Genomic DNA, 19,632 nt, shown 5'->3' with positions numbered 1-19,632 from the left:
TTATTGACCACGCAGCAGGGTATTGGCCGCCCCGGAAACCTGGGTCGCGCCTCGGACAACCATCTGGGTTTCGATCGAATGATCGAACATGCGGCTCAGTGCGGTGACAACCTTGTCCATCTGGCTGTCCGGAAGCGCCGTGCCTTCGGCCTGGGGGCTACGGAGCACCGGGCTGAAAGTCTGCGTCTGATCGACACCGCCATTGGCCCGTTCAGCGAAGCGATGGGAACGATCCAGAAAGCCATCCAGCCGCTCCATCAATCCCTGGCTCAGTTGAGCCGGGCTTGCTCCCTGAGGAAGGCCCTGCGCATGCATCGCCATGTGCTCGAAGAGATTCTGGGCAGCCTGCGCGGCAGGTTCCGGCATGGGCTGCGGGGCTACAGGAGGAATACTGACAGTCATGAATATCTCCAGACACACGTCGATAATGCACAGGGCCGCCAGACTTACTCGTCCGACATCGCCTCGTTCAGGATTTCGTTCGCACGGGGCATGATGATCATCTGCCCGGCGACGGTCACCGCACCGTCCACTAACTGCTGGGTGAACTCTTCATCGGTCATGCCGGTATCAGACGACTCGAGCGCAGCGTCGAATGTCTGCTCGCTGTTAGTGACGCTGCCGGTACTGCTGTTATCTATGGGTGCTGTTGCCATGTCCTTCTCCTTGTCTGTGAGGGCCAAAAGGCCAGATGTTCAACCCTGTCCGCTAAAGACTTCGGTTTCCGCGCCGCCCCGAAAGATACGAATGCCCTGGCTTTTTCCCCTCGAAATAACGGGCCTTTCCAGGCCTTCGAGACTGCGCTGCACATAGCCAATGTAGGCAGGCGGCCCGGATACGCTCAGAACCGAGCGGCCGGGGTTGAGCTGTATCGATACGTTCTCGCCTACCAGGCCCAGCTGGTCGAGCACGCCTCTCAAAGCCTTCTGATCGAACCGGCGGGTATCGATGATCTGACTGATCAGCTCGCGGTTGGCGTTCACATGCAGGGCGCTGCCGTCGTAGTACCAGACCAGCCCTTGGGTGGCGCTGATACGCGAGAGAAACTCACCCGCGTGCTCCGCCCGCACATGACCCTGTACCCGGCCCTTGACCTGATCGGACAAGACCACGGGCAATGACAGATTGCGGCCGAACTCCATCAGTACGCCGCGTACATCCTGATCAATCACAACGTAGTGATAGGGCTGGTCCAGCCAGGCAGGTTTCGCTGTCTGTGCCCAGCCATCAAGCGCAACCCCTGCAAGCGCAAGCAGGCAACACAGTGAACGTAAACAGCGAGCGGTAAAAACAGGCAACGGCATGGCTTGCTCGTTCTTCTTCATCTCTTCCATACCCGGCTCGATGCCACATACGACTCGAACCGATGGCAGACAGTGATCCATCCCTGTACGAAGCAAACCAAACGACGACTCCGGCTTATCCTTTATCCGGAACGTTCGGACACTTTCTCGATGCCCCGAGTATGGTGAGGCTTTGTGACAAGCCCGTTGCAAGTCACCCAATGAGTGTTGTCTGTATCACAGAACCAGGGCGGTACAGGATAAGCCTCAAACACAGCCGGGCGCTGTCATCGCGCTGTCATGTTTGTCCGGCCAAATGCGCAGGATGTGGCTCTTTGCAGTCAAAACATGGAGTGTGATTTTGCCTACCTCCCGCCCTATCCGGCTTGCCCTGGCTGTTTTGTGCTCCTGGCTGGCCGGTTGCAGCTCCGCACCTTCCAATCCCCACTCTGATCTTCAGCTGGACAAACTGGCATCCGACATCGAACGCCGGGGCGACCCTGCCACCGCGTCGGCCCTGTATGCACGCGCGGCTCAACAGCAGCAGGACGCTCCCGCGTTCATTCGTCTGGGTAATGCCCGGCTTGGCAGCGGAGATGCCAACGGTGCCGCCCAGGCCTTTCGCGAGGCTTTGATAAAGGAACCCCATAATCCCGACGCGCTGTTGGGATTTGGTAGTGCCCAGCTACGACTCGGCAATGCCAGCAGTGCGGCCAATGCACTGAAGGAAGTTGCCCCGCTCAAGAGAACGGCCAGCACCTATAGCAAGCTGGGCACGGCCTACAGTCTGTTGGGCCAGTCAGCCGCAGCGGAAACAGCCTTTTCCCAGGCGCTTGAATTGGCGCCCGGCAATCTGGACATCCAAAGCAATCAGGCCGTGGCCATGGCGTTGGGAGGCTCACCGGATCGTGCCGTCACACGGCTGCGTGAAGTCACCCGCTCCCCTCTGGCCATGCCAGGCCATTACCGCAACCTGCTTCTGGCACTGGTACTGGCCGGTCACGAGCAGGAGGCTACGGGCTTGGTCATTCCCCAAACGACACCGGCTCAAAAAGCCCGACTGCTCGAACAGGCCCGGCAGATCAAGTCCTTGCGCGACCCGATGCAACGCGCCCAGGCGGTAGGGCTTATCGCCACTTAACCCAATTAAAAATGTTCGCCAGAACCGATCTGACGAACATCATCACATTCCGGCAGCGTTACGGTTTGCCGCTTCCTGTTCGAGCCGTTGCCGCCTGATGTCATCGGCGGTGTGGCCGGTGATATAAGCTTCTGCCGCACGCGCTACCGGAGCGGCCATGGCAGGTCCCATTGGACGACCACGCTGTAGGTCAGTAGGTCGCTCGATCATTCTAGCCAGATTAAGCGCATTGGCGCAGCCCATGGGTAAACGATCGGGCGCTGCCGCCGTTTCGGGACTCAAGCACACACGGGGCACCCATACCGCCTGACCGTTGCGATCAGCCAGACGGACATAATCCGATGCATAGGACACCGGCTCCAGTGAGCACCCCGCCAGCAGCATGACAGCCGCGCCGAGCACAGCAAGAGAGTGTCTTGAATCAATCCACATAAAACCCAAACTCCGAGTAAGGCTTGGTGGGCACGGTAGACGTTCGCGCCAAGTGCTGTGCAGGATTGGACGCGCTCGGATCAAGTGGCGTAGCCAGCGTGTGGTCTGACTCAGGCTCGACAAGGTACGGCGTGATCAGAATGACCAGTTCGGTTTCGTTGCGCTGAAAGCGTTTGGATTGGAACAATGCGCCCAGGATCGGAACGTCACCCAGCATGGGAAGCTTGTCCATGTCCTGCGCGCTGTTGCGCTGGAAAAGACCGGCAATGGCAAATGTCTGACCACTGCCTACCTCAACACGCGTATCAGCCCGCCGGACCTGGAACGTTGGCACACTGGTGCCCGCTATCTGCACGGCACTGGTCGTTGAAAGACTGCTGACCTCGGGGCGAACCTGCATAGCAATACGCCCACTGGGAAGCAGCGTAGGCGTAAAGAGCAGCGATACACCAAATGGCTTGTATTCAATACCTACCAAGTCACGACTTACAGGAACCGGTACCGGCACTTCGCCCCCTGCTAGGAAACTGGCCGTTTGCCCCGTTACCGCCGTGATGTTTGGCTCTGCCAGAATTTCGAGAATGCCGTTACTTTGCAGCGCATCGAGTAGCACATCGATATTGGCGCTGCCGGAGCTGTAACCTGCCGAGATCAGATTCGTGGCCCCGGCTACTGCCGACTGTGCCAGCGGACCGCCTGTCACCAGCCCGAACGAAAACGAACCACGGGTAATGAGCGCATTCCAGTTCACCCCATACCGCAGCAACTGCTCGCGTGATACCTCGGCGAAACGTACCCGGATATTGACCTGGGGCGACTCAGGATACGTCGTGGTGTTCAGGGGTGGCGGGCCACCGGCTGGTGTCTGGCTATCGAGTAACGCATTTACATCCAGCGCCGACGCAACGTCCTGGGTGGTTCCCTTGGCTATCAGCCGCTTGCCGGATTGCGCCACCGAAACGCTGCTGCCTGGCTGCAATGCCTGTACGGTCTCCTTGATCGGCCCGACATTGGGCTGCACCTTGAGCTGCCAGGTGCCTTGAATGTCCTCGCTTGCACTCAGGGCAATCAGATTAGTTTCGCCACTGGTCTTGCCATAGACATACACCACTCCCGGCGAGACAACGCGCAGATCGGCAATGGCAGGATCAGCGACAAATACCGACTCTACCGGCGCCTTGAATTTCACAATCTGGCCCTCCCCTGTGGCGAGGTAAAGCACACGCCCCTCAGGACTCGCCCCCTCAACAGGTTGCGCAACGGCCCACCCGGGAGCCAGCCAGCCGCCGGACAGTAAAAGACAACCGAAACCAATAATCAGCCATTGCTTTAACGTCGGTCTCGGCACATATCCTGCCTGCCGGTAATCCTCAAACACCCTCACCATCCTTTCTGTTCCCTTACAGCGGTTGTGGAGCCGTCAACGATTCCGTTACGGAGTGTGGCAAGGCCGCATTGGCCTCCGGTAGCGTGAGCGTCGTCAGAGACTGCACGGTGAATTCCCGGGTCAGGTCCTGGTAGCACAGCACGGGAACATCCAGATCATGCCGGGTCAGCAACTGCCGGAGCGGGCGACGGATATCCGCCGTCACCATGACCACCGGATTCAGATCATGGCTGGCAGCGTCATATGCGTGCTGAAGCTGGATCGTAATGGTGCGGGTCAATTCGGGTGGCAGTACCGTAGGGCGGCCTTTATCACTGCGGCGCAGTGGCGCCCGTACTGCCTCCTCCAAATCCCGGGAAAAGACATAGGCCGAAATGACGCGATGACTGTCGGCGTACGCATAGCAAATCTGCCGGGCTAGCGCAGCACGGACGTGCTCGGTCAGAATGGGCGTATCCAGATCACGCGGTGCCCACTCCACAATCGCCTCAAGAATGGCGCGGCGGTTGCGGATGGAAATATGCTCACTGACCAGCCGCCTCAGCACATCCGCGATTCGCTGCAAGGGCAGCACACGGAGGGCCTCCTTAACGAGCTCGGGATATTGCTCTTCCATCTCGGTCAGGATCTGACGGGCCTCCTGGATACCCAGGAATTCAGCCGCATAGCGGCGTAAGGTCTGATCCATGCAGGCGTCAAACGTCTGCGCCAGATCCAGATGCCCTACCCCAGCCTCTACCAACGTGGCAGCCTGTTGTGCATCCACCCACAGGGCAGGCTTACGGCGTAACAACGGGGCCGAGGCTGTATGCTCGATTGCCAGCAGTTCGAGATGAACTTCATCGTCCTGCAGCAGCACCGCATCAGGGCGGATAGCTCCCTCCATGACGGGCACGCCCTCCAGATCAATCCTGAACCGCTCCGCCACGGCGTTGCGGTCAATGCGCAAGCCAATACAGGGAAGCTCGACACCCAAGTCCTCACTGATCTCGTAACGAGTACTGTCCAATCGCTGCCTGAGCGTATTGAGCGAGAGCTGTGCCACATGGGCTTCACTAATCCATAGCGTAATGCGGAAATGACCCGTGTCCTCCACGTCTTGTATTGGCTCAGCCGTAACCTCACGTGGTTCCGGCTCCTCCTGAGCAGCCGGAACTTGTTCCGCGATCTGTTTACGCCGATGCATGTAGAAGGCCGTTCCGCCCAGGACCAGCGAAATGGCGATGAATACAGGCGCCGGGAATCCCGGAATAAACGCAACGCCCAGCAGAATGGCAGACGTCAGTGCCAGAGCCCGCTGGTTGGCGCCTAGTTGACTAATAATTTCCGTGCCGAGATCCGTCTCTGCATCGGTTGTGACGCGCGTGACTACCGTGCCTGCGGCAACCGCAATCAACAGGGCAGGAATCTGGGCGATCAACCCATCGCCTACGGTTAACAGCGAATAGGTATGCACCGCCTCGCCAAAGGGCATGCCCCGCTTGATCATACCGATCAGCAAGCCACCCAGCAGGTTCACGCACAGGATGACCAATCCGGCGATCGCATCTCCTTTCACGAATTTCATGGCACCGTCCATGGCCCCATAGAGCTGGCTTTCCCGCTCCAGGCGTGAGCGACGCCGACGGGCTTCGGCCTGATCGATATCACCATTACGCAGATCGTTGTCGATACTCATCTGCTTGCCTGGCATCGCATCCAGAGTAAAGCGAGCCGCCACCTCGGCCACCCGCTCGGCGCCCTTGGTGATAACGATGAACTGCGCCACGGTAATGATCAGAAAAACTACCAGGCCAATGACCACCTCACCGGCAATCACGAAATTGCCAAATGCCTCGACAATATCCCCCGCTTCTCCGTTGAGCAGGATCAACCGGGTAGTGGTAATGGAAAGCGACAGGCGAAACAGCGTACTGAGCAGAATTACCGGCGGGAGTGCAGAGAAATCCACTGAATGCGACACGTAGAACGCAACGACCAGAACCAGCAGACTGAACGCGATATTGATGCCGATAAGCACATCGACCATTACTGTGGGTAGCGGGATGATCATCATCACGATGGCCAGCATCATGAACAGTGCAATGACGATATCGGTACGCTGTGAAGCCATTACAGCCAGGCGGTTCAATCTGGCGAGCACGTTACGGCCCTCCGACTATCCAGATATTCACGAAAACAGCGTCGTGCCTCGTCTTTGGCACCCAACGCCCATAATGCGCGGCTACGCAGAAACTTGAGCGGCATGCTTGGCCCTTCAAGCTGCTCCAGCCTTCCGATAGCAGCCAGTGCCCGCTCCCCATCACCAGTGGCAATAAAGCCATTGGTGAGCGTACGCAGCAAAGCGGTATCTGCCGGGTCGATCTGAATAGCCAGAAGCAGATAGATCAGCGCTCGTCGCTGTTGTCCGCTGCGTAGATACAGAGCGCCAAGCGAGTGCAGCAGCTGTACTGCCTCGCGATCCTGTACGTTCATAAATCGTCGATCTCGCTCAACCGCATCCCAAGCTCCCGACGTTGCTGGATTTCCTGCTCAAGCAGGCTGGCAGCAAGTGCTTTGATCTCCGGCTCGGCGTCCAGCCGAGGCAACACCGTATCAATGATGTGTTCCAGCACCTGAAGCGAATGGCCAGGGCTGAAGATGCCAGGGTCGTTAACGGGAGGGCCGATCAGCTCCGCCAGCTCGTTACGCAGGGATTTGAATGGAGTCCGGTTGCGCAGGCGCAGCAGCGAATCGAACACCTCACTCTGCCTGGCCCTGGCAACCGAGCTGGCCCGACGTAAGGATTCGCTGGACGCCTCTTCAGGCCGCTGCAGATCCAGCGGTCGGCTGGTATCGATTCTCATCGAAAAGGCCTCCCACCCAGGGGTTGTGTAAGCAATGGCAGCGTCATAGCGTCAGGGCAAACTCGTGGCCGTTGCGACTCAGGACAATCCGCTGCGGCTCTATCCCCTTGAGCACCCAGCCGTCGTCCAGCGATGCGCCGGGGTAAAGACGTGTACCAGACTCACTAACCACATAAGGATCCTGTCCCAGCCATACCGCCTGGAACCTGACACGGGGAGAAACCGGCGCCTTGCGTAGCGTGACCGAGCTGACCAGTACATGGCTGCTGCCATATTCACCATCGAACCACTTCTGGATATCGACCCAGGCTGGCTGCTGAGCAGTATCAATTTCACCAGAGAGCATCAGATGACGGCCTTGCGATTCGACATGCACCGAAGAAAGTCCAGCGGCCTCAAGTCGGGACAGCAATTGCCGGGCAACCTGATTGTCCCGCACTACGGGCTCCTGACCAGCGCCGCTGTCGAGTGCCGGGCTAACTGGCGCGTTGGCAATAGGCAATAAGCGATCTTCGGCTTCGCTGGTGCCAATCAGCGTATACAGGCCTAGCAATACCGCCGCGCCAAAAAGTGCCATCATACCGGCGTGGGTAACAGGCCATCGTTTGGGAGGCGCAACCAACTTTGTCAGCGGAGCAGATAAGCGGATTCGAGCCTCCCCAACGGATAACTCGACCGGTAATGGCAGGCGCAGCCCCTTGCCCAAAGGGATTCGTTTTTCAGCCGTGAGTACATCACCTCCAACTGCCTCAACGGCAACTGTATTTTTCTCCAGACGCAACACGGCATGGCGAGGCGCAACGCCTGCATCCCTGAGCACCAGATCCACCTCGTCGGAGGCGCCCAGGCAATAGGCAGGTTCATCCAGCGATACCGATACGCCGGTATGCAGTCCCGCAATGACCTCAAGAGTAGGCACTGCAGGTTTTGAGCCGGGAAGAGAAGACATTGCGGACATCATTGTTTTGCCTGACCCGGCACGCATGGCAAGGCCAGCCTGCATGCAGGTCCAATCTGGAAAGCTGTCTGAACAAACAGACGGCGCCATAAGGCGCCGCCCGTCCACACCTTAGTTCTGAGGACGCTGTTTGGTCGCGTCAAGCTCAGTTTTCTTCTCGGTGGTGATCTCAGTGATCTTCGCGGATTTTTCGATGGCGGCATCGAAAGCGGCAGTCATTTTGTCGATAGCAGCGTCGGAAGAACTGGTGCTGGTCGGAGTAACATTACTCATATCAATATCTCCTTATTGAAAGAAATTAGACATGCGCCAACTGCTACTACACGGCTGCAGAGAAGAGCATATTTCCAGCAACGTCCTGATTCTTTCGAACCCCAATCGCTGCCAGACGAGTGAATGTTGCCCCGCAAGGCATGAACATTTAATTACACGAATATTAAGAGTTATAAATAGCTGCAAACCGACCCTTCATATAATGAGCTTTAATGTCTTAACACCATGATTTCCAAGCAATTAAGGATTCTTTGTCACTTTATCGGTCAAGATTGCAACGCACTAATTATGCGAACAGATTCACTAAACAGCATATTCAAACAGTTAATTGAGTAAATATTTGTAAATAAACGCTAACTAGCAGATGCTTATATATGAACTGAGCGAGTATTGCTTTGTATAAAGTATTACTCGCTTAGCAAACAGCATAGGAATAAGATTTGGCAATGCCCCGCATATGAATTGAAAATAGAGCCTTTCAGTCATCGAAACGGAACATATTCCATTCAACCAATGCGTTAGTCTGTTAACCCTTATTTAATCCACCGTATGCGTACATATTGGGAGTGACCGTTTACCACTCAACGCTTTTGATAAGTAGACGAGACTAACGCTCGCGCCACGGCGGTCGAGTCCCCACGGGCCGTCCTGGGGCTGCGCTTACGGTCGGGCGCGGTTTTAAGGTACAGCCCCAGGCGCGGAATGATTTCCTGGCGGGGTACCTTGTCCGAGCGCTCAGCCTGAGCGTTTTCTGCATCAAACTCTTCGAGCGCATCGACCCGCGGCCACGGCTGCTTCTCATCCAGTGAAACAAAAATCGGCAGATTGGCGTGAGGCATGGCGTCATAACGAGGGCTTTTGGAGAAATACAGCATCACGCGCGGATGGGGCGCAATAGGACGGTAGCGATGCAGTTCGGCCTTCGCATCCAGAAACCCCAACGCCTTGAGCTCAAGCCTCAGATTGCGTTCCTTGTCCATATCAGCCTTGGCCACGGCATCAGCCAGCTGCGTTTCGATCTTTTCGATCACATCCTTGACAGGGATGCTTTCGGGGGCCGCCGTTTTGCCCGCCCAGGTGAACAGGATACGCCGTGGCACCCCTTCAAACACCTGGATATGGCGTTCGATCTGCTTGATGACGATCGGCAGCTTGAGAATGCTCCGAAGATGCTTTCCCTTGGATAGAGATTTCAGGTTCATGGAGGCCGTTTCCTGAGCCAGAACCTCAAGAAAACGATCACGTGCGGCATTGGCCTCGCGGGCGTACTCCAGCACTGACTGCGAAACGCCGATCCACCCTGGAAGCCGCATGACGGTACTAGGGTGCTGCCCCTCCTCCTGCTCGAATTGCAGGATGGCCTTTTTCGCAGCCTCGATGGCAGGCTCACCCACTAGCTCCATCGGAGTGATTTTAGTCTGGCCTTTGGGCTCCTTGTTGATGGGAAGCAACCAGACTTGTGCATGAACCACCGCCGAAGGCCACGTTGCGTTGAAGGCTCGCTGAGCCTCTACCATTTCCTGCCACGCTTCGCGCACGTCAGTGATCATGGGCACCTCTTTCCTCAATAAGTAATACCAACAGTCATTATAGCCGTCTTATCCCAATCTGACCGATTAAACATATTCACAATCAGATAAAGCCCTTGTCGATGCGCCTATTAACCTGCATTAAGCTGCAACAGGCTGGGAATCCGGCTCGCTTACTTATTATCAGGCTGGTATTACAAGACAGTATTCCGTTTACCTCTCTAGTTAGCTTCAACGTATCGTTTGATCGGCTCCGTCATCGTTTTGCAAGGGATAAAAGGTACTCACGTTCGTCGCTTCCAAGGCACTTTTTCTTTTCCAAACTATCGGTCATTAAGCAAGGCATACATTTGCTGACCTTGCCCTTTTCACATTCGAATCGGTACGAGCTTATGCTCAGGCCGATGGTGATACGCCGTGACATGAGGAGTCTTGAGATGTGCAGCCCCATTTATTTCAGCCGCTATTCACTGCGGAACCTGCTCATCATCATTGATTGCTTCCCGGCAAGAACTTCCCCTCTGGGCCCTTGATGGAACGGGCCCTTTCGCGGCAGCGAGCTGTTCAAAGCTCGTTTTGGCCCGCTCTGCGGGCCTTCTTTTTTCTACATGTTCAGACGACATTTACAATGCTCACGCCCAGGAGCCCGCGCATGCCGCATGATTGGCTCATGATGCTTTCAGGCACGCTGCGACCTGGGCAAGGCTCGATATACATGGGAGCTGTCCCTTATGTTCAAACTCGCTTACGCCCCTTACAAAACCTGGACGACTATTCCTTCGCTCGGCATTCGCATGCACGCCCGCACCTGGCTAGCCCATGAAGACGATCCACATCAGGTTCCAATCATCCTGATTCATGGCTTGGCGCTTTCAAGCCGCTATATGGTCCCGCTGGGGAGACGTCTCGCATCGATGGGTCATGACGTCATGGCACCCGATTTGCCCGGTTTCGGGCGTTCGCCTGCGCCGCGGATGTCCAAGTGGCCGGCAGGCCCGGATGTTAGAGAGCAGTCGAATCATCTGCTGGCCTGGATGGACGTCAACGGAATCCACAAGGCGGTGCTGTGTGGCAACTCCGTAGGCGTACAAATCGCCGTTGAAATTGCGGCACGCTTTCCGGATAGAGTGGAGCGCCTGATCCTGATCGCACCTACGCCAGACCCGGCCTATCGGACACCGGCGCGGCAGTATGCCCGCCTCGTCTTGAACATGCCGTTCGAGGCACCCTCGATCAACCCGCTAATGCACATAGAGTATCTTTCCAATGGCCTGCCACGCATGGTTCAGCAGCTTCGCAGAACGGTGGACGACCCCATAGAAAACCGTCTGTCCCACGTGCATGTTCCTGCCCTTGTAATCCGTGGCCAATACGACAAGACCCTTACCCAGCAGTGGGCAGAGGAATTCACCAGTCTACTTCCCAACGGCAAACTGGTGGTTGTAGAAGGCGCGGCGCACAACGCGCATTACACCGCCGCGCCGCTCATGTCGCAGCTGGTCCATCGGTTCATCACCGGTCGTTTCGATACCCGGGCAACCGACATGAGTAATGAAATTGTCGTCTCTGGCATGGATCAGGGTCGTGATCGGCTGGCGCCAGCCAAATTATTATCACCTCGCATGCACGGCCTTCTGGACTATGCCTCTGCAGGCCTCTGTCTGGCGTTGGCAGGTGTCAACGAGTGGGGACCGCGCACCCGCCAACTGTTTGCCGTTGCAGGACTTTCAACCGCAACCTACAGCCTTCTGACCAACTACGAGTATGGTCTGGTGCGCAAGCTGCCCATGACGGTTCATCTCAATATCGATACCTGCAGCGGATTGAAGCTCCTTCTGGCCGCCGCTACCTTGCTTCGCGGCGAGCCCGTAACCGGACGCTGGGCCGTTGCGGCTCAAGGTACGTTCAATCTGCTGGCTGTGGCGGCAACACGAGTTCCAATGGGCCCGGCTCGCCTGGTACCGGTGCAAAACCTGAGCCTCTGCGCTCCTACGGACTACCACCCGGCTACCGCCGATGAGAACACCTACTCCCAATGACGTAAAACGCAGCTCACAACTTACAGGGAGACATGGCGCCTGCGCCTAGCCACAACAGGCATAGGAGGCGCAACCAGGCGAGCTGAACCGTGGAGTTGCCCAACGATAGGCGTTGGGCAACTCGTTACCTTCGAACGTCATGAACTCCATACGGGCCGCAAGGGAGCCATTTACCAGGCGCATCCACAGCTCGGCTGGAAGCGTGTTGAAGTAGCTGTCCATATCCGACTGCGACTGCCATTGGCCATACACCAACCAGCAGTTTTCCTCTTCCGGCGATGGCATGACGGTAAAGGTGAGACACTTCTGCCCTGGATAAGGCAATCCCCTGAGACATGCCCTGAGGGCTGCGGAGCGTCCGGTGCGGGCATGGATCAAGAGCAACGATGTACAAGGCGATGCGGACATGAGTCCTCCTCCGAGATGAAGTGCCACGGGTTGAAACCGGAAGCCCTTAATAAGGGCTCGCGGTCGGCCTGACGATAATCTCGCTTACGTCCACTTCAGCAGGCTGTTCAATTGCAAACGCAATGGCACGCGCGATGGACTCCGGTGAAATAGCCCCTCGGCGAAACGCGTCCATGGCTGCCTGAGCGGTTGGATCGGTGATGGTGTCAGCCAGCTCAGACTCCGTTACCCCGGGCGAGATCACAGTGACGCGGATATCGGCCCCTACCTCCTGACGCAACCCTTCGGAAATGGCCCTGACGGCAAACTTGGTTGCACAGTAAACCGCGGCAGTAGGGCTGACAGCATGCCCGCCAATCGAAGACAGATTGATGAACTGTCCGCTACGCTGCTGTTGCATGACCGGCAAGCCCGCCGCTATCCCGTGGAGCACGCCCCGAATGTTTACATCGATCATGCGATTCCACTCGTCAACCTTGAGCGCTTCAAGCTTGGAAAGCGGCATCACACCCGCATTGTTGACCAGTACATCCAGACGTCCGCCCTGCTGCTGAGCGAACTGCACAAACGACTCCATATCTTCCAATGCGGTAACGTCGAGCCGGCGGTAGTCAGCCTTGCCGCCCTGAGCCCTGATTTCAGCTGCCAGCGTTTCAAGCCGCTCTGTACGACGCGCCCCTAGAATGACGAAGCCGCCCTGTGCTGCCAGATACCGTGCGGTTGCTTCGCCAATGCCACTGCTTGCGCCGGTAATTGCGATGACCTTGCCTTCTAGACCTTTCATACGAATCTCCTTGCCTGTCAGTGAGAGCGGCCAGTGTTGCCGCGTTAGTGACAAGGCTAGAGCCGAAGGGCATTCAGACGTTAGACGGATCCTGCTCGCTTCTTGCCTGATCCTGCACGGAGAAGAATGCAGTGGGCCAGGGAGCGCCTATCCAACACGATTATTCGGGCTCTGCAGGCAAGGTTGGACTACGCTGGCTTTCACAATCCTGCGGACCGCGGGCATACCATGACAGGATCAGGCAAGAAGTCAGCAGAATTGATATAACCCTGCATTGCCACTTTTGGTTATCGTGACGCCTGACTTGATCGGTACGCCTGTGCACGCCGATACAATGGGAACCGCTAGCTTCAGGGGATCAGCATGGACTGTGTAACGCATGAATCCACTCATAGTCGAGACACGCTTCAGCAGCAGGAACTGGCAGCGCTGATCGATCAGCTTACGTTGACCGATGGCGCTCATACCACCCGGATCGACGATCTCTGCTTGATGCGTGCAAGCCAGCCCTCAGACCCTGTGCATGGGATCAGCAACCCCAGCTTCTGTGTCATCGCACAGGGTCGCAAGCAGGTTACGCTTGGCGATGAATGCTTTACCTATGACCCGCTGTATTACCTGGTGGGCTCTGTCTCGCTTCCTGTGACCGGCCAGATTATCGAGGCTACCCCCGAGCGCCCCTATCTCTGTATTCGGATCAACCTGGACCCGGCAGAAATTACCCGCCTGATAGCCGACGCCGGCCCGACAGGTGTTCCCGTCGTACCAGCTCACCGGGGCCTGTACGTCGAGCGCGTGGACAATGCCATGCTCGATGCCGTAACTCGACTGGTTCGTCTCTTGCAGACCCCGCGTGACGCGGCGATGTTGGCCCCTCTGGTGCTACGGGAAATCTACTATCGGCTACTGCGAAGCCCGCAGGGATATCGGCTGTACGAAATGGCAATGACGAACAGCCAAACCCACCGCGTGAATCGCGCCATCAACTGGTTGAATCAGAACTACATCGAGCCGTTGAAAATCGATGAGCTGGCCCGGCGCGTCAATCTGAGCCCTTCAACGCTGCATCATCGCTTCAAGGCGGTGACTGCAATGAGTCCACTGCAATATCAGAAGCAGCTACGCCTTCAGGAAGCCAAGCGCCTGATGCTCCATGAGGGCATCGATTGCTCGTCGGCAGCGCACCGGGTGGGTTATGAAAGCCCCTCCCAATTTAGCCGCGAATACAGCCGGTTGTTTGGCGCGCCGCCCATGAAGGATATGGCCCGCTTAAGAGCGAGCGCGTAGTAACACCTGACGTCCTACCGCCTGCACTCAGAACCTTGCGCGTACCTAGCACGGCAGGCTACCCGGCGGGATTAGACCTTTGTCTAACCAATAGCAATGACCTATCGGTCAAACCCAGCATTTCTCTGCTCCGCTCTTATCAATCAGGTCATTACGCCACTATAGGGCGCTTGTACCCTGGGTTTGAGCTTAATCGACACCCTTAAAAGCTTGTAAGAGAATGTTTCCAGCGAAGGGTTTCCTTACAGGAGTCTTGGCGAAACTCGTAAGATACGACAACTTACCGCCTCCAAGAAAAAGGCGTCGTTGACATCGCAGGTAAGCACTGTTAAAAATTTCGCCATCTAGTCGTATGATGTCTTACGACTCAAAATAATACTAATAACCAGGAAACTGACATGGCGACCAGTTCTGTAGAGAATCAGCGTTTGAACCGTATCCTTCTCACCGGCGCCGCAGGCGGTCTCGGGAAGGTACTCCGCGAAGCCCTCCGCCCTTACGCTGAAGTGATTCGGCTTTCCGATATCGCCAACATGGCACCCGCTGAAGGCCCCCATGAAGAAGTCGTTCCGTGCGACCTTTCTGACAAAGCCGCCGTCGATGAGCTCGTCAAAGGTGTAGATGCGATTCTGCATTTTGGCGGGGTTTCGGTTGAGCGTCCTTTCGAGGAAATCCTAGAAGCCAACATCAAAGGCGTCTTCCACATTTACGAAGCGGCACGCCGCCATGGCGTCAAGCGCGTCATCTTCGCCAGCTCGAACCACGTCATCGGCTTTTACAAGCAGACCGAACGTATCGATGCCAGCTCGCCGCGCCGCCCAGACAGCTACTACGGGCTGTCCAAATCCTATGGTGAAGACGTCGCCAGCTTCTACTTTGATCGCTATGGCATCGAAACTGTCAGCATCCGTATCGGTTCCTCCTTCCCCGAGCCACAGAACCGCCGCATGCTGGCTACCTGGCTGAGCTACAACGATCTGACCAATCTGATCGCCCGCTCCCTGTTCACGCCCAATGTTGGCCACACCGTCGTGTTTGGAGCGTCCAAGAACCGTGACGTGTGGTGGGATAACCGCCTGGCCGCTCACTTGGGCTGGGAGCCACAGGACTCCTCCGAGCAGTTCCGCGAGAAAGTCGAAGCAGAGCCGGCTCCGGCTGCGGATGATCCGTCCATGGTGTATCAGGGCGGCGCTTTCGTTGCCTCGGGTCCGTTTGAATAAGTACGCCGTTGCTTGCGATGGATCAGGACGATCGGACTGAACAAGAGAGATAAGAATGATGCAAGCTGAACTGATTCTGGATGCCCGCAACGGTACGGGAGAAAGCCCGGTCTGGAACCCACGGGAACAGGCGCTCTACTGGGTCGATATCCCTGCTCGCACCCTCAACCGCTGGAGTGCTGCCGATGGCAGCACCCGCGCCTGGCTGGCTCCGGAAATGATCGCCTGCGTGGCACGCTATGACGGCAGTGACACTGCATGGTTGGCAGGCCTTGAGAGCGGTCTGTTCAAGGTAGAGATCACCGACGGAGACACCTTGCAAGCCACAGCCCTGGCCAACGTGACGCACCCGACCGGAAACATGCGTTTCAATGATGGACGCTGTGACCGCCAGGGTCGCTTCTGGGCGGGAACTATGGTCATGGATATGGCAGCTGCAACACCGGCGGGAAAGCTATACCGCTTCCCTGAGCAACACTCGACCGCAGCCGATGGCCTGACCCCGATTCTGGAAGATCTCATCGTGCCTAATGGCCTGGGCTTCAGCCCGGACGGCCGGACCATGTACCTGTCTGACTCTCACCCCAATGCACAGCTGATCTGGGCATTCGACTACGACACGGATACCGGCACGCCCCACAATCGTCGTCTGTTCGTTGACATGAACAATCATCCCGGTCGCCCTGACGGCGCGGCGGTGGATGAAGACGGTTGCTATTGGATCTGCGGTAATGATGCTGGCCAGATCCATCGCTTTACCCCGGATGGGAAGCTGGATCGTTCGCTGACCGTACCGGTAAAAAAACCGGCCATGTGCGCCTTTGGCGGACCGGGCCTGGATACGCTGTTCGTCACCTCCATCCGACCTGGCGGTGATCTATCTGATCAACCTCTGGCGGGCGGTGTGTTTGCCTTGAGGCCTGGCGTGAAAGGCCTGGAAGAGCCGACGTTCAGAGGATAGAACAACGCCTTCTACTACCGCTGTACTCCTCATAACAAAGACAAGATGTACTAAGGAGTTATCTCATGAATTTCAAACGTAACCTGTTGGCCGCTGCATGCTGTGCGCTTCTGACTCCCGCGATCGCACTGGCTGATATCACCCTGAAGTCTTCGGACGTTCACCCGGCGGGCTACCCGACGGTCGTTGCCGTCGACAACATGGGCAAGAAACTCAAGAAGGAGACCGACGGCGAACTCAGCATTCGCATGTTCCCCGGCGGTGTTCTGGGTAGCGAAAAGGAAGTGGTCGAGCAGGTTCAGCTGGGCGCGATTCAGATGGCTCGCATTTCCATCGGCTCGGTAGGCCCAGTGGTACCGGAAGTCAACGTATTCAACCTGCCCTTCGTCTTCCGCGACGAAGCACATATGCGCAAAGTGATTGATGGTGAGGTAGGCCAGGAGTTGCTGGATACCGTAACCAACTCCAACTTCAATCTCGTGGCCCTGGGTTGGATGGATGGCGGTACCCGCCATCTGTACACCAAAAAGCCGGTGCGCAATATGAATGATCTTAAGGGCATGAAGATCCGCGTTATCGGCAACCCTATCTTTGTCGATACATTGAACGCTATGGGCGGTAACGGTATCGCCATGGCTACAGGAGAGATCTACAGTGCACTTCAAACTGGCGTGATCGACGGTGCGGAAAACAATCCGCCTACCGTAGTAACCCAAAACCATTATCAAGTTGCCAAGTACTATACCCAGACCGGCCACCTGATCCTCCCGGAGATGCTGGTGATGTCCAAGGCTACTTGGAACAAGCTGACACCTGATCAACAGGCATTGGTCAAGAAAACCGCACGTGAAGCTCAGATGGAAGAGCGGGAACTGTGGGACAAATACAACGCAGAAAGCGTTACCAAGCTAAAAGCTGCTGGTGTGGAATTCATTGACATTGATCGTAAGCCTTTCGCTGATGCAACCGCGCCTGTACGAGAAAAATACAGCCAGCAATATGGCCCCAAATTCGCTGCGCTGGTTCAGCGTATCGAAGCGGTGCAATAACGCCTGAGCGTCATAACAAAAACAGACATTGCCCTGCCCGCTCCGAAATATTCGTAGCGGGCTTGAGGCCGCTATGGAGCTTTCTATGAAACATGCTCTTCTGCGCGTTAATGATGCGATTTATACCTGTTGCGTGTGGGTGGCGGGTCTGTCAATTCTCGCAATTGCACTCATCATCCCTTGGGGTATTTTTGCTCGTTACGTGTTGGGTACCGGCTCGTCCTGGCCTGAGCCGATCGCCATTCTGCTCATGTCGATATTTACCTTTATCGGTGCAGCCCCTAGCTACCGAGCCGGGGCACATATGGCGGTAGCCATGTTCACGGATCGCCTGCCACCGCTACTCAAGAAATACGATGCGGTGCTCGTCAATCTGTTAATGGCCATTGTCAGCTTGTTTATGACCATTTGGGGCATCAAGCTGTGTCAGGCTACTTGGTATCAGTTCACGAGCGACCTTTCATGGCTCCGCGTGGGCATAGCGTATGCACCAATCCCTATTGGCGGTGCCCTGACATTCTGGTTCGTCTTAGAAAAAATCGTATTTGGCGACCAAAGCCACCGTCGCGTCATTCAGTACGATACGGTTGAAGAAGCTGCTGAAGGAGCTGCCTGATATGGACGCCTTTGTTCTACTCGGCAGTTTTATACTGCTCATCGTACTGGGGATGCCTGTAGCTTATGCCTTGGGGCTGTCTGCACTTATCGGCGCCTGGTGGATCGACATCCCTTTTGATGCCTTGATGATCCAGATCGCAGGTGGCATCAACAAGTTTTCATTGCTTGCCATTCCTTTCTTCGTACTTGCAGGCGCCATCATGGCGGAGGGGGGCATGTCTCGACGACTCGTTGAATGTGCTAACGTACTGGTAGGGTTTATCCGTGGTGGGCTTTCACTGGTAAACATTCTGGCATCAACCTTCTTTGGCGCCATTTCAGGCTCCTCACTGGCAGATACTGCGTCGGTTGGCTCCGTCTTGATTCCAGAGATGGAAAAGAAGGGCTATCCGCGTGATTATGCCACTGCGGTCACCGTCAGCGGCTCCATCCAGGCATTGCTCACTCCGCCCAGCCATAACTCTGTACTGTACTCCCTGGCAGCAGGCGGTACAGTTTCCATCGGCTCGCTGTTTATTGCAGGTATTGGCCCGGGCCTTTTGCTCAGCGCCATCATGATGGGAATGTGCTTGTTCTTCGCCAAGAAGCGCAATTACCCCAAGGGCGAAGTTATTCCGCTCAAGCAAGCCATCAAGATCTGTATCGAAGCACTTTGGGGCATGATGACTATGGTCATCATTCTAGGCGGCATCCTGTCCGGCATCTTTACGGCCACCGAATCTGCTGCCGTTGCAGTGCTCTGGGCGTTCTTTGTCACGATGTTCATCTATCGCGACTACAAGTGGAGCGAGCTGCCTAAGCTGATGCACCGTACGGTTCGGACCGTCTCGATCGTGATGATCCTGATCGCCTTTGCCTCAAGCTTCGGCTATATCATGACACTGATGCAGATTCCGTCGGATATCACCGCAGCGCTTATGAACATCTCGGATAATCGTTATGTGATCCTGATGTGCGTGAACGTCATGCTGCTGATTCTCGGCACCGTTATGGACATGGCGCCACTGATCCTGATTCTGACCCCGATCCTGCTTCCGGTGATGCTTCAGATTGGTGTAGACCCGGTCCATTTCGGCATGATCATGCTGGTCAACCTGGGTATCGGTCTGATCACCCCACCGGTAGGCGGCGTGCTGTTCGTGGGCGCAGCTGTAGGCAAGGTGACTATCGAGCAAACCGTAAAGGCACTGTTGCCGTTCTATGTAGCCCTGTTTGCTGCCCTGATGGCCGTAACCTATATCCCCGCAATCTCTCTCTTCCTACCCAGCCTGATGGGTAACTGATCCATCGCATGACTGCTGGTCTCATCGGGACCAGCAGCCCCTCTCTACTGCCGACTGGCAGCTCATCGGATCACCCCTGCAATTCGCTTCGTTTCCCCGCAATTTTTCCTATAGTGAACGTGCCATTATTGATA

Annotated in this window: 21 protein-coding genes; 8 read left to right on the top strand and 13 right to left on the bottom strand. The window is 56.3% G+C overall.

The window, feature by feature from the left end; genetic code table 11:
- The 3 genes from QWJ10_RS15355 to QWJ10_RS15345 all read right to left on the bottom strand — a co-directional run bounded on the left by QWJ10_RS15355 (window position 1) and on the right by QWJ10_RS15345 (window position 1,400).
- Window positions 1-321 (bottom strand): hypothetical protein, encoded by a 321-nt coding sequence (locus tag QWJ10_RS15355; protein ID WP_354669630.1) that lies wholly within the window; start codon window positions 319-321, stop codon window positions 1-3.
- 125 nt (window positions 322-446) lie between these two features.
- Window positions 447-656, bottom strand: a complete 210-nt coding sequence (locus QWJ10_RS15350; protein WP_010798170.1) for a hypothetical protein — start codon at window positions 654-656, stop codon at window positions 447-449.
- Between the two features lie 39 nt (window positions 657-695).
- Window positions 696-1,400, bottom strand: coding sequence for a type III secretion protein (locus QWJ10_RS15345; RefSeq protein ID WP_289927741.1), 705 nt, complete (start codon window positions 1,398-1,400; stop codon window positions 696-698).
- 244 nt (window positions 1,401-1,644) lie between these two features.
- On the opposite strand from QWJ10_RS15345, the gene QWJ10_RS15340 reads away from it, so the two are divergent.
- On the top strand, window positions 1,645-2,424 hold the full coding sequence (locus QWJ10_RS15340) for a tetratricopeptide repeat protein (RefSeq protein WP_289927740.1): 780 nt from the start codon (window positions 1,645-1,647) through the stop codon (window positions 2,422-2,424).
- 42 nt (window positions 2,425-2,466) lie between these two features.
- On the opposite strand, the gene QWJ10_RS15335 is transcribed toward QWJ10_RS15340, so the two are convergent.
- From QWJ10_RS15335 to QWJ10_RS15300, 8 genes are all read right to left on the bottom strand, one after another.
- Window positions 2,467-2,856: a CpaD family pilus assembly lipoprotein gene (locus QWJ10_RS15335; protein ID WP_289927737.1), complete on the bottom strand. Its 390-nt coding sequence runs from the start codon at window positions 2,854-2,856 to the stop codon at window positions 2,467-2,469.
- Window positions 2,846-4,078: a type II and III secretion system protein family protein gene (locus tag QWJ10_RS15330; protein ID WP_289927824.1), complete on the bottom strand. Its 1,233-nt coding sequence runs from the start codon at window positions 4,076-4,078 to the stop codon at window positions 2,846-2,848. The genes QWJ10_RS15335 and QWJ10_RS15330 overlap by 11 nt, the downstream gene beginning before the upstream one ends.
- A gap of 178 nt (window positions 4,079-4,256) precedes the next feature.
- Complete coding sequence (sctV, locus tag QWJ10_RS15325) at window positions 4,257-6,356, bottom strand: type III secretion system export apparatus subunit SctV (RefSeq protein WP_289927822.1); 2,100 nt, start codon at window positions 6,354-6,356, stop codon at window positions 4,257-4,259.
- 14 nt (window positions 6,357-6,370) lie between these two features.
- Window positions 6,371-6,718, bottom strand: a complete 348-nt coding sequence (locus QWJ10_RS15320) for a type III secretion protein (protein WP_122042659.1) — start codon at window positions 6,716-6,718, stop codon at window positions 6,371-6,373.
- Window positions 6,715-7,089 carry a hypothetical protein gene (locus QWJ10_RS15315; RefSeq protein WP_125889054.1) on the bottom strand — a complete coding sequence of 125 codons (375 nt, stop codon included), beginning with the start codon at window positions 7,087-7,089 and terminating at the stop codon, window positions 6,715-6,717. The genes QWJ10_RS15320 and QWJ10_RS15315 overlap by 4 nt, the downstream gene beginning before the upstream one ends.
- Window positions 7,090-7,132: 43 nt before the next feature.
- Window positions 7,133-8,038: an FHA domain-containing protein gene (locus QWJ10_RS15310; protein WP_289927731.1), complete on the bottom strand. Its 906-nt coding sequence runs from the start codon at window positions 8,036-8,038 to the stop codon at window positions 7,133-7,135.
- Between the two features lie 120 nt (window positions 8,039-8,158).
- Entirely contained in the window at window positions 8,159-8,320 is a 162-nt protein-coding gene (locus tag QWJ10_RS15305) for a hypothetical protein (protein WP_010798161.1), read from the bottom strand.
- 581 nt (window positions 8,321-8,901) lie between these two features.
- Window positions 8,902-9,870, bottom strand: a complete 969-nt coding sequence (locus QWJ10_RS15300; protein WP_122042661.1) for a DNA replication terminus site-binding protein — start codon at window positions 9,868-9,870, stop codon at window positions 8,902-8,904.
- A gap of 710 nt (window positions 9,871-10,580) precedes the next feature.
- On the opposite strand from QWJ10_RS15300, the gene QWJ10_RS15295 reads away from it, so the two are divergent.
- Window positions 10,581-11,888: an alpha/beta hydrolase gene (locus tag QWJ10_RS15295; RefSeq protein WP_289927726.1), complete on the top strand. Its 1,308-nt coding sequence runs from the start codon at window positions 10,581-10,583 to the stop codon at window positions 11,886-11,888.
- A 45-nt stretch (window positions 11,889-11,933) separates the two neighbouring features.
- On the opposite strand, the gene QWJ10_RS15290 is transcribed toward QWJ10_RS15295, so the two are convergent.
- Both QWJ10_RS15290 and QWJ10_RS15285 read right to left on the bottom strand, forming a co-directional pair.
- On the bottom strand, window positions 11,934-12,296 hold the full coding sequence (locus QWJ10_RS15290; RefSeq protein ID WP_125889051.1) for a hypothetical protein: 363 nt from the start codon (window positions 12,294-12,296) through the stop codon (window positions 11,934-11,936).
- A 46-nt stretch (window positions 12,297-12,342) separates the two neighbouring features.
- A complete protein-coding gene (locus tag QWJ10_RS15285) occupies window positions 12,343-13,080 on the bottom strand; it encodes an SDR family oxidoreductase (RefSeq protein WP_197870392.1) in 738 nt (245 codons plus the stop codon).
- A 363-nt stretch (window positions 13,081-13,443) separates the two neighbouring features.
- On the opposite strand from QWJ10_RS15285, the gene QWJ10_RS15280 reads away from it, so the two are divergent.
- From QWJ10_RS15280 to QWJ10_RS15255, 6 genes are all read left to right on the top strand, one after another.
- On the top strand, window positions 13,444-14,367 hold the full coding sequence (locus tag QWJ10_RS15280) for an AraC family transcriptional regulator (protein WP_289927722.1): 924 nt from the start codon (window positions 13,444-13,446) through the stop codon (window positions 14,365-14,367).
- A gap of 398 nt (window positions 14,368-14,765) precedes the next feature.
- The gene (locus QWJ10_RS15275; RefSeq protein WP_010798155.1) at window positions 14,766-15,587 is read left to right on the top strand and encodes an NAD(P)-dependent oxidoreductase; all 822 of its coding nucleotides are present in this window, start codon (window positions 14,766-14,768) and stop codon (window positions 15,585-15,587) included.
- A gap of 58 nt (window positions 15,588-15,645) precedes the next feature.
- Entirely contained in the window at window positions 15,646-16,548 is a 903-nt protein-coding gene (locus QWJ10_RS15270; RefSeq protein WP_197870749.1) for an SMP-30/gluconolactonase/LRE family protein, read from the top strand.
- Window positions 16,549-16,613: 65 nt separating this feature from the next.
- Entirely contained in the window at window positions 16,614-17,597 is a 984-nt protein-coding gene (locus QWJ10_RS15265; RefSeq protein WP_125889049.1) for a TRAP transporter substrate-binding protein, read from the top strand.
- A gap of 85 nt (window positions 17,598-17,682) precedes the next feature.
- A complete protein-coding gene (locus QWJ10_RS15260; protein ID WP_125889048.1) occupies window positions 17,683-18,213 on the top strand; it encodes a TRAP transporter small permease in 531 nt (176 codons plus the stop codon).
- Window position 18,214: 1 nt separating this feature from the next.
- On the top strand, window positions 18,215-19,498 hold the full coding sequence (locus tag QWJ10_RS15255) for a TRAP transporter large permease (protein WP_197870386.1): 1,284 nt from the start codon (window positions 18,215-18,217) through the stop codon (window positions 19,496-19,498).
- The last annotated feature ends 134 nt before the right edge of the window (window positions 19,499-19,632 follow it).

Source organism: Pseudomonas sp. WAC2, assembly GCF_030403525.1.
Lineage (GTDB): Bacteria > Pseudomonadota > Gammaproteobacteria > Pseudomonadales > Pseudomonadaceae > Chryseomonas > Chryseomonas luteola.
Note: the sequence above shows the minus strand (reverse complement) of the source record. Positions and strands in the feature narration are given on the sequence as shown.

Excerpts from the sequence above, each read along its gene's own strand:
- QWJ10_RS15305 (WP_010798161.1), bottom strand. The coding sequence starts at position 8,320 with ATGAGTAATGTTACTCCGACCAGCACCAGTTCTTCCGACGCTGCTATC.
- QWJ10_RS15275 (WP_010798155.1), top strand. The coding sequence starts at position 14,766 with ATGGCGACCAGTTCTGTAGAGAATCAGCGTTTGAACCGTATCCTTCTC.
- sctV (WP_289927822.1), bottom strand. The coding sequence starts at position 6,356 with ATGGCTTCACAGCGTACCGATATCGTCATTGCACTGTTCATGATGCTG.
- QWJ10_RS15255 (WP_197870386.1), top strand. The coding sequence starts at position 18,215 with ATGGACGCCTTTGTTCTACTCGGCAGTTTTATACTGCTCATCGTACTG.
- QWJ10_RS15315 (WP_125889054.1), bottom strand. The coding sequence starts at position 7,089 with ATGAGAATCGATACCAGCCGACCGCTGGATCTGCAGCGGCCTGAAGAG.
- QWJ10_RS15320 (WP_122042659.1), bottom strand. The coding sequence starts at position 6,718 with ATGAACGTACAGGATCGCGAGGCAGTACAGCTGCTGCACTCGCTTGGC.
- QWJ10_RS15265 (WP_125889049.1), top strand. The coding sequence starts at position 16,614 with ATGAATTTCAAACGTAACCTGTTGGCCGCTGCATGCTGTGCGCTTCTG.
- QWJ10_RS15285 (WP_197870392.1), bottom strand. The coding sequence starts at position 13,080 with ATGAAAGGTCTAGAAGGCAAGGTCATCGCAATTACCGGCGCAAGCAGT.
- QWJ10_RS15260 (WP_125889048.1), top strand. The coding sequence starts at position 17,683 with ATGAAACATGCTCTTCTGCGCGTTAATGATGCGATTTATACCTGTTGC.
- QWJ10_RS15270 (WP_197870749.1), top strand. The coding sequence starts at position 15,646 with ATGCAAGCTGAACTGATTCTGGATGCCCGCAACGGTACGGGAGAAAGC.
- QWJ10_RS15280 (WP_289927722.1), top strand. The coding sequence starts at position 13,444 with ATGGACTGTGTAACGCATGAATCCACTCATAGTCGAGACACGCTTCAG.
- QWJ10_RS15310 (WP_289927731.1), bottom strand. The coding sequence starts at position 8,038 with ATGTCTTCTCTTCCCGGCTCAAAACCTGCAGTGCCTACTCTTGAGGTC.
- QWJ10_RS15300 (WP_122042661.1), bottom strand. The coding sequence starts at position 9,870 with ATGATCACTGACGTGCGCGAAGCGTGGCAGGAAATGGTAGAGGCTCAG.
- QWJ10_RS15335 (WP_289927737.1), bottom strand. The coding sequence starts at position 2,856 with ATGTGGATTGATTCAAGACACTCTCTTGCTGTGCTCGGCGCGGCTGTC.
- QWJ10_RS15295 (WP_289927726.1), top strand. The coding sequence starts at position 10,581 with ATGTTCAAACTCGCTTACGCCCCTTACAAAACCTGGACGACTATTCCT.
- QWJ10_RS15350 (WP_010798170.1), bottom strand. The coding sequence starts at position 656 with ATGGCAACAGCACCCATAGATAACAGCAGTACCGGCAGCGTCACTAAC.
- QWJ10_RS15355 (WP_354669630.1), bottom strand. The coding sequence starts at position 321 with ATGGCGATGCATGCGCAGGGCCTTCCTCAGGGAGCAAGCCCGGCTCAA.
- QWJ10_RS15290 (WP_125889051.1), bottom strand. The coding sequence starts at position 12,296 with ATGTCCGCATCGCCTTGTACATCGTTGCTCTTGATCCATGCCCGCACC.